Below are 14125 nucleotides of genomic sequence, written 5' to 3'. Positions count from 1 at the left end.
TTGTCTTCGCGGTAACTAGAGCTTTACCGTGTCCGTGCTGTTCCCCCGCCCGGACATCCATGGCCACTCCGAACCCCCCATCGTCGAGTGTCGCACTTGAAGTGAAACCCCCGCTGTTCCGCGTCTGGTGGCTCGCGCTGCGGCCCAAGACGTTGACGGCCTCCATCGCGCCCACCGTGCTGGGCTGGGCCTTCGCCAACGCGGAGGGACAGTGGCGGCTCGCTCCGGCGCTCACGTTCCTGGTGGGCTTCGTGCTCATGCAGATCGTCAGCAACCTGGTGAACGACTACGCGGACTTCGAGCGGGGCGCGGACACCGACGCCCGCCTGGGCCCCGCGCGCGTCACGCAGAAGGGGTGGCTCACCGCGCGCGAGGTGGCGACGGCCGCGGCGCTGGCGTTCACCGGTTCGTCGCTGGCGCTGCTGCTGTTGACCCAGGCGGAGGGCTGGACCGTGTTCGCGGGAGGCGCCTTCTGCCTGGCGGGCGCGGTCTTCTACTCGGCGGGCCCCATGCCCCTGGGCTACCTGGGCCTGGGGGACGTGCTGGTGCTGATCATCTTCGGGCTCCTGGGCGTGAGCGGCAGCTACGTCGTGCTCACCCACCACGTCACGCCGGCCGTGCTGCTGGCGGGGCTGGCCATGGGGCTGTTCTCCGCGGGCATCCTCGCGGTGAACAACCTGCGCGACCGCAAGACGGACGTCGCCGCCGGCAAGCGCACGCTGGTGGTGCGCTTCGGCCAGCGCTTCGGGCGGTGGGAGTACACGGTGGCGGTGGGGGGCGCGTTCGTGCTGCCGGTGCTGGCCTGGGCCCTGACGCCGGAACACCCCCGGGCCTGGCTCTTCCCGCTGGTGGCGCTGCCACTGGCGGTGATGCAGATCCGCGCCATCTGGCGCGAGGACGGCGGCGCGCTCAACCCGCACCTGGGGAAGACCGCCGCCCTGGGGCTCGTCTTCGCGCTCCTGCTGTCAGCGGGGCTCACCGTGAACTGAAGTCCACGAATTGCGCGGACTCTCATAATGTGGTCAGTTCGGAGCGATGAGGTGTTCTCCTCCCAACCCTTACCGGGCCTTACCGACTCCGCGAGGCGGAGCGCTGGCGGCGTCGGGAAGGGTGGGTCGCGTGGGCCCGCGCGTGAGGACACCTGCTCCCTTTCCTCCCCCTGATTGCTTCCGGCCTCGTCTTCCATGAACCGCTCAATCCTGCTGAAGAGCGCATGGTGCGCCCTGCTGGTGCCCCTGCTGTCCTGCAACCTCCTCAAGGTCACCGACGACGAGGGCTCCACCACGGGCCGCGGCGCCAAGCGGTTTGACCCGTACCAGGGGCTCAACTCCGGCGCGGTCCGCCTCAGCCTCCAGTACATCAACGGCTGCGCGTTTCTTCCCAACGGGCAGATGGTCGCGAAGAACGGCGTGAACGTCCCGTACCCGGACGTGTGCATCACGCCACTCGCGCAGAACCCGCTGACGCTGTCGCCCCCCCAGGGGACGATGCAGATCCTGTCCGACACGCAGTACTTCCTGAACCAGTTCTCCGTGTCGGAGACCGTGGTCAACCAGCACAACAACCCCAACGACCAGACCGCCGCGCTGGCGTGGATCAAGAACCAGTCCGTCTTCGCGGGGCTGGACTGGACCAACGTCAACCAGGGGCCGGACGAGTGGAGCTTCTACAGCCTCGCCGGCGCCGTGGAGGACTGCTGGACCCGCGAGGTGCAGTTCGGCAACGCGAACTGGCAGAAGGTGAAGGACGACACCATCACCGTGGAGGTGCTGGACGAGACGGGCACCCCGCGCGCGAGCCAGACGTACCAGCGCTCGGAGCTGCTGGCCTCCTCGCCCTACGCCGGCCACAGCCGCTTCTCCTGGCGGTCGGAGAACCTCAAGCCGCCGCGCTTCCCCGGGGACAAGGACCCGGGCACCGTGACGGGCTTCGCGGGCGGTCTGGATCAGAGCCCCATCACCCGCACCATCGCGCGCGTGGACATGGTGGGCAGCACCAACCCCTTCAAGGTGCTGCGCGTCCCGCGCCTGTCCGGCCCCGGCGCGCTCCGGGCCACCTGGAGCCAGCTGCCGGACAAGCCGTTCTACTTCCCGGTCACCTACGTCATCCCGGATGAGCGTCCGTCCAGCTGCACGGATGACGCCGGCAACCCGGTGCAGTGCAACCCGGGCCTGGACTCGCGGCTGGTGTTCGCTCCTCCGAAGGAGGGCAGCTTCTACAAGCCCGGCGAGGACGTGAGCGTCTACGTGGACCTGCGCGACAGCGCGGGCGCCCACCTGCACTCGCGCGACCTGTTGCCCAGCGCGCGGGAGATCATCGGCGGCCAGTCCAACGGCCTGATCACCTTCATCCCCAACGTCATCGCCACGGTCACGGAGAACGACTCCATCTCCAACGTGGCCATCGCGGGCCCGCTGCAGGACCTCCAGGTCCTGGGCAACCCCAGCGACAAGCCGCAGTTCTTCGCCAAGCCGTTCCCGTTCGCGACGCTGGATGACGCCACGCTCACGGGGCTGACGCCGGGCCTCATTGACTACAAGTGGCCCACGCGCCAGACGTTCACGCTGCCCGCGAACGCGAAGCCGGGCACCTACGTGGCGCTGGTGAAGTTCAACCGCGCGTCCATGGGCGAGCGCGTCGCGAAGCTGAACCCGTTCTTCTTCCAGGTGGGCCAGGACGAGCCGACGACGTACCCGGGCAACGTGGGCAACTGCCAGATCTGCCACCGCGGCGTGCTGTCGCTGGACAACCTGCGCCACGGCCTGTCGGTGGACCACATCGAGAGCTGCAAGGTCTGCCACCACTACGACACGGACACGGTGGGCCGCACGCAGGAGATGGTGCACCGCATCCACATGAACTCGCCCAGCTACCCGGCGAACCGCGCGGACTGCACCGTGTGTCACCTGACGCGCAAGAGCACGGAGCGGCCCAGCCTGGCGCTGTGCGGCTCGTGCCACATCTCCCAGCACGGGGATGAGTTCTTCCAGATCGCCTTCAACCAGCGCGGCACGCCCAGCAAGTTCGGCAACTGCGCGCAGACCTGCCACGGCGGCGATCAGCTCCCCGCCAGCCACATCCTCCCCGCGAAGTAGGGGAAGCAACCCGCCATGCACAGAGCTCTCTTCGTCGGAACGCTCCTCGGCGCGGCCCTGCTGAACGCCGGCTGCCAGGACTCCTCCTCCAACCCCGCGGCGTCCACCTTCACGCCGCGCCCCGTCTACGAGAACCGCGAGCCGGAGGGCCTCACCTCCCGGTTGACGGGCTTCACCGTGGACCCGGAGGCCTACTTCTTCAACCTGGCGGCCTGCGCGCCGCCGCCCGCGCAGTGCCCGCTGCCGCCGCTGTACGCGGAGTTCAGCCCGCTCTTGCAGCGCGCGGTGGTGCAGAACGTGCCCATCACCCTGCTGGACAGCGCCACGGGTCAGGTGCTCGCGCCGAGCGGCGTGGTCGCTTCGTCGGACGCCAAAGGCATCTGGACCCTGGACAAGGTGCCCACGCGCCGGGGCGCCCCGTTCTTCGTGCTGTCGTCGGCGGTGCCAGGGGCGCCGAGCGGCACCCTGGCCAATAATGCCCCTGCACAGCCGCCGCTGCCGCCGTTGCCTCCCGTGCCGGAGGGCAACTACGTGCCCACGCTGACGGTGCGGCCGGTGGTGCCCGCGCACAGCGCCTGCGTGGGCCTGGAGGCCCTGCAGATGAGTGACAAGGGCATCCTGGAGGCAGTCGCCAAGACGCTGACCGCGGAGGGTACGGCGACCACGGTGGCGGACCTGCTCAAGCCGGAGCGCTTCGGCGGCGTGACGGTGTTCTGGCTGTACCGGCCGGGCTTCCCCGTCTTCCGTGTGCCGGCGGCGAATACCACCGTGGTGCCCAGTGGGCCGGGAGCCACCGGGGTCCGCGTGCTGAACATCGAGTGGGCGCCCCCGGGCGCGCTGCCGCCGGCGCTGGCGCCGCTCCAGTCCACGCGCGGCTTCTTCATCCCGCCGGGGCCGCCCGCGCCCAACAGCTCCCTGGGCATCGTCGCCGTCGTCCACCCGCCGTCGCCGCCGGGACCGCCAACGGTGGTCCACTACGACGTGAAGGACACCGTCACGAGCATCCCGGAGGACCGCCCCTGGGTGTTCAACCAGCCGCTGGATCTTCCCGTGGCCCCGGGCGCCGTCACGTTCGCGGGCCTCCAGATGGCCGGCAAGACGCCCTCCACGACGCCCCAGATTCCCCCGCCCAGCACCTGCGTGCCCGGGCAGTAGCCGCCTCACCCGTCCCAACGCTGGCGCTCCGTTCACCCCTTCCCGTGGGGCGGACGGAGCGTCGTGTGCCGTCCCCATTCATCCGGAGAAGCGTTCCCCATGATGAAGAAGATCCTGATCGCCATTGGTGCGTTGGTCGCCCTGGTCCTGATTGGCGCGGGCACCGCCATGGGCGTGGCCACCCACAAGATCAACAAGACCTACGATTACGTGGCGCTACCCAACATCACGCGCGACAGCTCGCCGGAGGGCATTGCCCGCGGTGAGCAGGTGTTCCGCGCGGTGTGCGCCGAGTGTCACGCGGGCGGTGGCAACACCAAGCCCGTGGGCAACCGGATGCACGACTTCCCGCCGGACCTGGGCACGTTCTACTCCGCCAACATCACCTCCGACCCGGAGAAGGGCGTGGGCGCCTGGACGGACCAGGAGATCGCCCGGATGGTGATCAACGGCATCGACAAGAACCACCACTTCCGCCCCATGCCCGCGTTCCCCAACATGGGTGACAAGGACATCGCGGCGGTCATCGGCTTCATGCGCTCCGGCCACCCGGACTTCGCGCCGGAGAAGTTCCAGCCGCCGCGCTCCGAGCTGTCGCCCCCGGGCCGGATGGTGTTCGCGTTCGCCATGGGCATCAACGACAAGGGCCGCACGGAAGCGGTGCCCGTGCCCGCGAAGGCGGCGGACTCCGTGGAGTACGGCCGCTACCTGGCCGGCAGCGTCTACGACTGCGTCTTCTGCCACTCGCCGGGCTTCGACGGCAGCGCCGTGAAGCTGCAGCACCCGGACACGGTGCTCAGCGGCGGCTTCGAGTTCGACCTGGCGCCGCTGGGCGGCGAGGGCAAGCTGCTGTCCCCCAACATCACCGTCAGCGAGACGGCCGGCATCGGCAAGTGGACGCTGGATGAGTTCAAGCACGCCATGGTCACCGGCGTGACGCCGGGCGGCTACATCCTGCGCCCGCCCATGCCCAAGTACCGCTACGCGGACGACGTGGAGCTTTCGGCCCTCTACACCTTCCTGCGCTCCATGAAGCCCAACGACAAGGTCGTGCCGCCGCCCACCGGTGGCCGTCCCAAGGCGGAGCCCTCCGCGGACCCGGAGAAGATGTTCAGCTCCCTGGGCTGCGCCACCTGCCACGCCCCCGGCAAGGCCTTCGAGGCCAAGCTCCAGGGCGCCAAGGGCAAGGCCCCGGAGGAAGTGGCCAAGTGGATCCGCAACCCGGAGTCCTTCAAGCCGGGCACGCAGATGCCCACCTACGAGTCCCTCGTCGACGAGAACAACGCCCTGGCGCTCGCCAGGTACGTCCTGGGCAAGACGGGCGGTAGCGTGAGCGAAGGCACCGCGCCCTGAGTTTGACGCCAGTGTGACAAAGGCCCCCGCGTGAGTGTCAACACGCGGGGGTCTGTTGAAACCAGGCAGCCGTTCCCGGGTGGGCGGGTGTCACCGGAAGTACCGGTTGATATAAGCTTTCATGCGAAGTCGTTCCCCCACCCGCGGAGCGTCATTCCATGAATGTCTCACCGGCCTCCCCCTCGGCTCACCGGTCGCAGCGTCCCACTCCCCTCCACCTCCACGAGACGAAGGACCCGGACGCACAGGGTCCCATCCGCCTGGATGACGTGCTCTGGAACCCCGTGAACGCGGAGGAGGCGCTGGAGGGTCTGGAGAAGATCCTCGCCCGGCTGAACGCGCGCAACGACTCGCGCGCCATCTTCCTGGACATCTACGCCATCGTCACGCGCAAGGTCGTCCACCTGCTGAGCCGGGAGGACGCGGGCGGCTTTCTCGAGCCCGAGTGGCTTTCGCACCTGACAGGCCGCTTCGCGGAGGAGGCGCTCATCGCGGTGCGCGACTCGCTGAAGAACCTGCCGCTGCCCACCGCGGCGTGGCGCTTCGCGACGCATTACCCCGCCCAGCGCCTCACGCAGCCCTATCAGGACGCGCTGCTGGGCGTGAGCGCCCACATCAACCACGACCTGGGAATGGTCGTCTACGACAACATCGCGCACCAGTCTCCGGCGGTGGATCCGCGCCGCATGGCGCGCTACCGGCACGACTACTTCCACGTGAACGAGATCCTCCGCTCGTGCATCCCGGAGTGCGTGGACCTGCTCGCGGAGCGCTACAACTGCACGTCCACGCGGCTGCTCTTGCGCGTGCCCTTCAGCCGTCCGGTGGTGGAGCGGGCGGTGATGCAGATGCTCATCGTCTGGCGGCAGCGCGTCTGGGACAACGTCGTCGCGATGCTGGAGGCGCAGACGCCGGAGGAGCACCAGGCCGTCGTGGAGCGCGTCCGCACGACGTCCGGCCGCATCGCCCAGGCGCTGTGCGCGGACAAGGCGCTGTGGTGGACGGTGCGCGGTGAGTCGCCGCCGTTCCGCCTGGACCTGCCGCCGGAGGCGTGGCCCGGCGTGGTGCTGCCTCCGGATCCTGCGCCGGAAGCGGACGCGAGCGCTGCCCGCGCGGGGTAGCGGACCGCCTCAGGAGGGCGTGACTCCGGCCACGAGGTAGAAGCGCACCTGGCCGGAGTTGACGGCGTAGGCGACGTCCACGCCCAGGAGGGGCAGCACGACGTTGTTGAGATACAGCCGCAGGCCTCCGCCCACGCCCTGGGCCACGGTGACGGGGTTCTGGCCCGTCACGGTCTCCGGCAGATAGTTGCGGATGACGCGTCCGTTGGCGTCGCGCAGGAGCCTGTCCTCGGCCACGTCCCACCACGCGATGGCGCCCGTGTCGGAGAAGGCCACGCCCCGGAAGGCCAGCGACTTCACCTTGAAGAGGGGGAAGTGGTACTCGGCCGTGAAGGTGAGCCGGCTGTCGCCGCGGAACTGCCGGTACTGGAAGCCGCGCAGCGTGTTGCCGCCCATCACCAGCTCCTGGTGGAAGGGCAGGTCCCGGCCCAGCACCAGCTCTCCACGCAGCACCAGGTTGTTCTCCTCGAAGAAGCGGATGCCGTGGCGATAGAGGAGGCCGAACTTGCGGTAGTCGAACTCGCTCCACACGCCTGGACTGGACACCTCGTAGGAGGCCTCCAGGTTGAGCCCCTCCGTCACCGCGTGCAGCGTCTGGCGCGAGTCCAGGCCCACCATGAGGCGCAGCGACGCGTCCCGCATGGCGGGGCCGAGGCCGAACGGTGGAGTCGTCACCGGCTTCTCCGGGTCCGGTGACTTCGCGTCGATGCTGCCCACGCGGTACTTCGCCGCCGCGCGCACGCGCTCGAAGAGGATGAAGCCCAGCTCACTGCTGAGGGTCGCGGAGTTGAAGCGCGTGCGCCGGAGGACCTCCGGGTCGTCCTCGCTGGCGTCCATGCTGTACTCGTCCACGCGGTCGCTCTTGAGCTGGCCCTCCAGGCTGAACTTGAGCTGCGGCAGGCCGAAGAGGACCGGATCCAGGAAGCCCACGTACAGGCCGCTCTCGCCGGTGCTCACCTGCGCCGCGACGGCGAACTTCTTCGCGCGGCCGCCCAGGTTGTTCTCCGCGTAGAGCAGCCCGCCGCCGGTGTTCGCGGAGGACAGCGCCACCGTGGGGGCCACCACCCACGACGCCTTGTCCTTCACCCGCAGCACCACCCGCACGCGTCCGTCGGGCAGGGCCTCCGTGCTCACACGGGCCTCCTGGAAGAGGCCCGTGGCCAACAGCCGCCGCTCCACCTTCTCCAGTTCGTCGAGGTCCACCTCGTCGCCCACGTCCACCTGACCGAACGCGCGCACGGTGGAGGACCGCGTCTTGTTCGCGCCCTCCACCGTCACCTCCGCCACCTGGGAGCGTGGGAGGGCGGGCGACACGGGCGTGTCCTCGCCGGCATGGGCCATGGGGGCCCACAGGCCCGCCAGGGCCATGGCGAGGACGGACAGGTGACGGCGGAAGCAGGAGAGAGGCACGCACTGCTCATACTCCACGGACCCCGGGTCCTGGTCGTTCCGGCAGCGGTCGGACGGCGCGGGCGCGTGATGTTCAACGTTCGGCGTCCAGCGGCCTGCGCCACCCAACGGTAGAACCGCCCCGCGCGGATGCATTATGCTCATCATCTGGATATGCATCCATTCCGGAGGGACGCGGGCATGGCTTCGACGCAAGAGGGGGGTGGGCGGCAGGCGTTGTTCCTGGACGACCTGTCGGTGGGGCAGAAGTTCATCAGCGGCACGCACACGCTGGATGCGGCGCAGATCGTCGCCTTCGCGCGCGAGTTTGATCCGCAGGGCTTCCACCTGGACGACGCCGCGGCGAAGGACACGCTGTTCGAGGGACTGGCGGCCAGCGGCTGGCACACGGCGGCCCTCACCATGAAGCTCAACGTCCAGAGTGGCCTGCCCTTCAAGGGCGGCATCGTGGGCGCGGGCGGGGACCTCCGCTGGCCCAGGCCCACGCGCCCGGGGGACGTACTGCACGTGGAGAGCGAAGTGCTGGAGGTGACGCCCTCGCGCACGCGGCCGGACCGGGGCATGGCCACCGTGCGCAGCGAGACGAAGAACCAGAAGGGCGACGTGGTGCAGGTGCTCGTCGCGAAGCTGGTGCTGCCCCGCCGCCCGGCGGGCGGGTGAGCGGGACGGGACGCTTTGCGTCAGGGCGGGTGGAGGCTACGGTGCGGCCCTCATTGGCCGTTGTCCCCGTCCTGCTCCCGAGGAGTCCCTTCGCATGTCCCGCGCCACCCCCGACTTCGACCTGGCTTCCGTGGACGTGGAGGGCTTCTACCGGGAGCTGAAGGAGCTGCGCGCCCGGCTGGACGCCAACCTGGGCGAGGCGGACGCGGCGCACCTGCGCAAGATGGAGCGCTGGGGCAAGGCCGCGTCGGTGCTGGGCGTGGCCACGGCGTGGATCGCCCCCAACCCGCTCTCCGCGATGGCGCTGGGCCTGGGCCGCTCCACGCGCTGGCTGCTCATGCACCACGTGGGGCACCGCGGGTATGACCGCGTGCCGGGCATGCCCGCGTCGCGCACCAGCAAGGGCTTCGCGAAGGGGAAGCGCCGGTTCGTGGACTGGCTGGACTGGATGCTGCCGGAGGCGTGGGTCTTCGAGCACAACGTGCTGCACCACTCGCACACCGGCGAGGACGCGGATCCGGACCTGCTGGAGCGCAACGCGGAGGGCTCGCTGCGCGACAACGGCCGGCCGCTGGCCCTGCGCTACGTGCAGCTGGCGCTGCTGGCCGTCACCTGGCGCGCGAGCTACTACGCGCCGGAGACGCTGGGCTCGCTGCGCCGCAAGGGCCGGCGCGAGGGTGGGGCGCTGACGCGCGCGGAGCTGTGGGAGCTCTTCACGCGCTGCTACCTGCCGTACGCGACCGTCTTCTTCGGGCTCTACCCCGCGGCGTTCCTGCTGGTGTCACCGTGGGCGGCGTTCAGCGTGTTCTGCAACTCCGTGCTGGCGGACGTCGTCACCAACCTGCACACCTTCTTCGTCGTGGGGCCCAACCACACCGGCGAGGACCTGTACCGCTTCGACTCCGCGCCCGCGAACAAGGCGGAGCGCATGGTGCAGCAGGTGGTGGGCAGCGCGAACTACCGCACGGGCGGCGACCTCAACGACTACGCCCACCTGTGGCTGAACTACCAGATTGAGCACCACCTCTGGCCGGACCTGCCGATGCTGAAGTACCGCGAGGCGCAGCCGCACGTGCGCGCCCTCTGCGAGAAGTACGGCATCCCCTACGTGCAGGAGAGCGTCTGGACGCGGGCGCGGAAGATGGTGGACGTCGTCGTGGGCAAGGCGTCCATGAAGCGGCTGGTGAAGGCAGCGGCGCCCGGGATGTCCGCCGCGGACGCTCGCGCCGAGGCCTCCGCGGCCTAGGCTCAGGCCGGCGGCGCGCGGCCCCGGCGGGGCAGCGGGGCGAGCGCCACGGGCGTGGCCTCCGAGCCCGTGTCCTCTTGGCGCACGGCCTCCGCGTTCACCACGCGCACGCCGTCGGGTTGGACGGGCAGGCCCAGGGTCTCCACGAACAGGCGGTAGCTCTCCTCCAGGCGGCGGTGCAGCGCGCTGAAGGTCTGCTGCGCGGTGCCGGGCATGTCCTCCGTGTACGTGAAGTACCAGCGCAGCTCGTCCAGGCGTCCGTAGAAGTGGTCCACCACGGCCTGCTCCTGCTCGGTCAGGTGGATGAGCTGGGCGAAGGCGCCGTCCGCGTAGCGCGAGGCCACCGTCTCCACCAGCGGGCCGCGGCTGCGCAGGCGGGAGAAGAGGAGGAACATCTCGTCCCGGCGTGCGGCCAGGCGGCGCATGATGCCCGCGGCGTCGAGGGCGAGCAGGTTGCGCACGCGCGCGGTGGTTTCGTCGGCCTTCTTGCGGCGAGCCATGGTGCGACACAGCCTACCGTCAGTGGCACCCCTCCACGCCAGGGGCTGCCCTCTCCGTGGGGAACCGGCCGGCCGGGCCCATGCCGGTCCCACGGCGATGCGGCGCGGCGGGAGAGCGGTTGTTACGGTGGGGCCACCATGGTGCTCAAGATCGTCCAGGCGGGGGAGCCGGTGCTGCGCCAGCGCGCGCGGGAGCTCACCCCGGAAGAAATCCCTAGCGAGGACACGCGGCGGCTCATCCAGTGGATGCGCGACACGATGCGGGACGCGCCCGGCGTGGGGCTCGCGGCGCCCCAGGTGGGCGTGGGCCTGCGGCTGGTGGTGATTGAAGACCGCGCCGAGTACCAGGCCGGCGCGTCGCCCGCGGACCTGGCGCTGCGCGAGCGGGCGCCGGTGGCCTTCCACGTCCTCATCAACCCGAAGCTGGTGGTGGAGGACCCCACGCCCATGGAGTTCCACGAGGGCTGCCTGAGCGTGAACGGCCTGGCGGCGCTGGTGGCCCGGGCGCGCGGCGTGCGCGTGGAGGCGCTGGATGAGAACGGGCAGCCGGTGACGGTGTCCGCGCGCGGCTGGTACGCGCGCATCCTCCAGCACGAGCTGGATCACCTGGACGGCACGCTCTACGTGGACCGCATGGAGACGCGCAGCCTCACGACGCAGGAGAACCACCGCCGGCACTGGCTGGGCAAAAGCACGGCCCAGGTGCGCACGGCGCTGGGGCTGCCGGAGCAGACCCCCTCGCTTCCCCGAAAGGACCCGACATGAGCAGCAAGCTGTTCTCCCCCTTGAAGCTGCGCGACATCACCCTGCGCAACCGCGTGGTGGTCTCGCCCATGTGCCAGTACTCGAGCGACGACGGCTTCGCGAACGAGTGGCACGTGGTGCACCTGGGCAGCCGCGCGGTGGGGGGCGCGGGGCTGGTGGTGACGGAGGCCACGGCGGTGGAGCCGGAGGGCCGCATCTCGCCGCAGGACCTGGGGCTGTGGAAGGACGCGCACGTGGAGCAGCTGGCGCGCATCAACCGCTTCATGCACCAGAACGGCGCCGCGTCGGGCGTGCAGCTGGCGCACGCGGGGCGCAAGGCCTCCACGCCCCGGCCCTGGGACGCGGGCAAGCGCGTGGATCCGGAGCACGGCGGCTGGCAGGTGCTGGGGCCCACGACGGAGGCGTTCGACGAGGGCTACCCGGTGCCCGCGGCGCTGGACGAGGCGGGCATCCAGCGCATCGTGAAGGCGTTCGCGGACGCGGCGGTGCGGGCGAAGGCGGCGGGGTTCCAGGTCATCGAGCTGCACGCGGCGCACGGCTACCTGCTGCACGAGTTCCTGTCGCCGCTGTCGAACAAGCGGACGGACCGGTACGGCGGCACGTTCGAGAACCGGACGCGCTTCGCGCTGGAGGTGACGCGCGCGGTGCGGGCGAAGTGGCCGGAGTCGCTGCCGCTCTTCATGCGCATCTCCGCGACGGACTGGGTGGAGGGAGGCTGGACGCCGGAGGACTCCATGGCGCTGGCGAAGCTGGTGGCGAAGGAGGGCGTGGACCTGCTGGATTGTTCGTCCGGCGGCGTGGTGCCGTACGCGAAGATCCCGGTGGGGCCGGGCTACCAGACGCAGCTGGCGGAGCAGGTGCGCAAGGAGGCGGGCCTGCTGACAGGCGCGGTGGGGATGATCCGCTCCGCGTACCAGGCCGAGCACATCCTGGCCACGGGGCAGGCGGACGTCGTCTTCCTGGCGCGCGAGCTGTTGAGGGATCCGTACTGGCCGCTGCGCGCCGCGAAGGAGCTGCGCTCGGACGTGCTGTGGCCGCACCAGTACGAGCGCGCGAAGAACTGAAGCGCGGGGAGGGGCTGCCGGTTCAGTCGAGGAACCGGCGGTCCCACGGCAAGAAGTCTTCCTTGGGGAAGTCCGCGGGGTTCCAGGTGGCGTGGAAGGCCCAGGGCTCCAGGACGCGGGCCAGCTCCCGGTAGGCCGGAAGCGGCTGGTCCGGACCGCCAGCGAGCGGTTCGGGGCCCAGCGTGACGACGGCACGGGATGCGTCGAGCGCTTCCACGGTGGTGCCTGGCGCGTGGAGCTGGGAGCGCAGGAAGTCCACGCCGCCCATGGCGCTCAGCGAAGGCTCGCCGATGAACGTCATCCAGTGCGGGACGCGTAGGCGGGTGCCGATCTCGCAGGAGACCAGATCCAGCTCCATGAGGTCGACACCGGGGTGCTGGACCAATTGGGGCACCACCTCTGACGTGACAGAGCCCACCCCGAGGAAGCCGGTGACGGCCAGGCCCGCGTGCCCGGAGCTGAAGGGCAGCGGGGCCGCCAGGGCCAAAGCCAGCTTCCGGACGCCGTCGGGCCCGTGGGTGTTCATCCAGGACAGGGGCACGATGAATCGGACCGCGCACACAGGCCCTGGATCGCGACGGTGGATGGCTGCATGGATGTCCTTGCCCCGGTACTCGAACTCAATCTTCTCGGGGTAGGGCGCATCCGTGAAGAGAATGACGGAGGGCGCGACTGGGTGATGAAGCTTCGTTCGAATGGTTGCCCACGCGGCATCGTCCAGCTCCCGAGGCTCGCCGTCCTCCCCAAAGTAATAGTTGAGTGCATGGATGCCGATAGCATCGACGAAGCGTTGAAGAGACAGGGAGATGGCTTGTGCGACATCTGCCGTGGGCTTGGGGAGATAGAAGCAAATGCTCACGTTCACCTGAGTGACGGCTCTGTTTCTACGCATGATCTGCAATCTTGGGGATGTCATTGTCAGAAACCTGCTCCGAGCCATGGCTGGATCATGACCGGCCTGTCCACTTTGAATGCCTTGCGATACATGGCGCCTTGGTTGCTGCCGGAATAGGAGTGTCCTGAAGGGTAGTCCCTCCATTCGGCTGGACGTGTAACGTCGGCACACGGGAACTTGAAGTCATAAACGGCCTGAACCTGCGCCGGGTCCCCCGTGTGAAGCACCACATCGGGAACGAGAGACCCTTTCAGTTCTCCCAGGCTGCCACGCTGCCGGATGCGAGCCACTTCGGCGGGTGACAACCAAGTCGTCTTCGCACTGTCCAGGTTATAGAGATACGTGGGCTCCAGACTGAAGCCCCTCGGGCGGAGCTGGTTCAGCTTCTCCTCCGCGCACTGCAAGGCGACACGGTGCATCTCATTCCCGAGCTTCATGGCGCGGGTAATGGTCCTGCCCTGGGCGCCGCGGACCTGTTCGTCGCACTCCCGGGGCGTCGGGCTCCGGGTCCCGAAGTTCGGGAGAATGACCTCTGCTCGTGCCTTGTCCGCGCACTCCTCCAGCGCTTCTGTCACCTGCTGCTTCAGCGCGGCATCCAGGATCTTCACGGCCGCCACGACGGAGCTTCCCGCCGTCGCGAAAGTCCGCACGGCCCTGGGAAGCACCGCCTCCTCTCCTGCGGCCTGGGCACAGGAGGCGGGATTTGTCCTGCAGCCGGCCGTCGCGCTGTCGAACTCGTACTGGCTCGGCCTGCGCGCGCCTCCGCATGCCTGCAAGAGCACCGTGAACGCGGGAAGCCACACCCATCCTCGACTCAACCGCATGGGCGCCTTCCTTCCGGAGTCCGCATAAGCTTTCCCT

13 protein-coding genes are annotated in these 14125 nt (G+C 69.5%); 9 read left to right on the top strand and 4 right to left on the bottom strand.

Going from position 1 to position 14125, the window contains the following annotated elements; translation table 11 throughout:
* The first annotated feature begins 101 nt into the window (after positions 1 to 101).
* The 5 genes from menA (at position 102) to D7X96_RS02800 (ending at position 6724) form a co-directional block, all read left to right on the top strand.
* On the top strand, positions 102 to 989 hold the full coding sequence (gene menA / locus D7X96_RS02820) for a 1,4-dihydroxy-2-naphthoate octaprenyltransferase (protein WP_158626536.1): 888 nt from the start codon (positions 102 to 104) through the stop codon (positions 987 to 989).
* Between the two features lie 195 nt (positions 990 to 1184).
* Positions 1185 to 3095, top strand: a complete 1911-nt coding sequence (locus tag D7X96_RS02815) for a hypothetical protein (protein ID WP_120551538.1) — start codon at positions 1185 to 1187, stop codon at positions 3093 to 3095.
* A 15-nt stretch (positions 3096 to 3110) separates the two neighbouring features.
* Positions 3111 to 4250 (top strand): hypothetical protein, encoded by a 1140-nt coding sequence (locus D7X96_RS02810; RefSeq protein WP_121723244.1) that lies wholly within the window; start codon positions 3111 to 3113, stop codon positions 4248 to 4250.
* Positions 4251 to 4349: 99 nt separating this feature from the next.
* The gene (locus D7X96_RS02805) at positions 4350 to 5603 is read left to right on the top strand and encodes a c-type cytochrome (RefSeq protein WP_120551536.1); all 1254 of its coding nucleotides are present in this window, start codon (positions 4350 to 4352) and stop codon (positions 5601 to 5603) included.
* Between the two features lie 158 nt (positions 5604 to 5761).
* Positions 5762 to 6724 carry a DUF5995 family protein gene (locus D7X96_RS02800; RefSeq protein WP_120551535.1) on the top strand — a complete coding sequence of 321 codons (963 nt, stop codon included), beginning with the start codon at positions 5762 to 5764 and terminating at the stop codon, positions 6722 to 6724.
* A gap of 9 nt (positions 6725 to 6733) precedes the next feature.
* Here D7X96_RS02800 and D7X96_RS02795 read toward each other — a convergent pair whose 3' ends face one another.
* Entirely contained in the window at positions 6734 to 8065 is a 1332-nt protein-coding gene (locus tag D7X96_RS02795) for a BamA/TamA family outer membrane protein (RefSeq protein WP_233609832.1), read from the bottom strand.
* A gap of 249 nt (positions 8066 to 8314) precedes the next feature.
* Here D7X96_RS02795 and D7X96_RS02790 point away from each other — a divergent pair, with 249 nt between their 5' ends.
* Both D7X96_RS02790 and D7X96_RS02785 read left to right on the top strand, forming a co-directional pair.
* Positions 8315 to 8794, top strand: coding sequence for a MaoC family dehydratase (locus D7X96_RS02790; RefSeq protein WP_121768910.1), 480 nt, complete (start codon positions 8315 to 8317; stop codon positions 8792 to 8794).
* 94 nt (positions 8795 to 8888) lie between these two features.
* Positions 8889 to 10040, top strand: a complete 1152-nt coding sequence (locus tag D7X96_RS02785; protein WP_121768909.1) for a fatty acid desaturase family protein — start codon at positions 8889 to 8891, stop codon at positions 10038 to 10040.
* A gap of 2 nt (positions 10041 to 10042) precedes the next feature.
* On the opposite strand, the gene D7X96_RS02780 is transcribed toward D7X96_RS02785, so the two are convergent.
* On the bottom strand, positions 10043 to 10540 hold the full coding sequence (locus tag D7X96_RS02780; protein ID WP_120551532.1) for a hypothetical protein: 498 nt from the start codon (positions 10538 to 10540) through the stop codon (positions 10043 to 10045).
* A gap of 138 nt (positions 10541 to 10678) precedes the next feature.
* Here D7X96_RS02780 and def point away from each other — a divergent pair, with 138 nt between their 5' ends.
* Together def and D7X96_RS02770 are read left to right on the top strand one after the other, a co-directional pair.
* Positions 10679 to 11305 carry a peptide deformylase gene (gene def, locus D7X96_RS02775; protein WP_121768908.1) on the top strand — a complete coding sequence of 209 codons (627 nt, stop codon included), beginning with the start codon at positions 10679 to 10681 and terminating at the stop codon, positions 11303 to 11305.
* A complete protein-coding gene (locus D7X96_RS02770) occupies positions 11302 to 12369 on the top strand; it encodes an NADH:flavin oxidoreductase/NADH oxidase (protein WP_121768907.1) in 1068 nt (355 codons plus the stop codon). The genes def and D7X96_RS02770 overlap by 4 nt, the downstream gene beginning before the upstream one ends.
* Positions 12370 to 12391: 22 nt before the next feature.
* Here D7X96_RS02770 and D7X96_RS02765 read toward each other — a convergent pair whose 3' ends face one another.
* Complete coding sequence (locus D7X96_RS02765) at positions 12392 to 13261, bottom strand: type VI immunity family protein (protein WP_244219426.1); 870 nt, start codon at positions 13259 to 13261, stop codon at positions 12392 to 12394.
* Positions 13262 to 13287: 26 nt separating this feature from the next.
* Positions 13288 to 13881 (bottom strand): hypothetical protein, encoded by a 594-nt coding sequence (locus D7X96_RS02760; RefSeq protein WP_244219424.1) that lies wholly within the window; start codon positions 13879 to 13881, stop codon positions 13288 to 13290.
* Positions 13882 to 14125: the final 244 nt, after the last annotated feature.

The organism is Corallococcus interemptor, assembly GCF_003668875.1.
GTDB lineage: Bacteria > Myxococcota > Myxococcia > Myxococcales > Myxococcaceae > Corallococcus > Corallococcus interemptor.
This window is presented reverse-complemented; position numbering and strand designations above follow the sequence as displayed.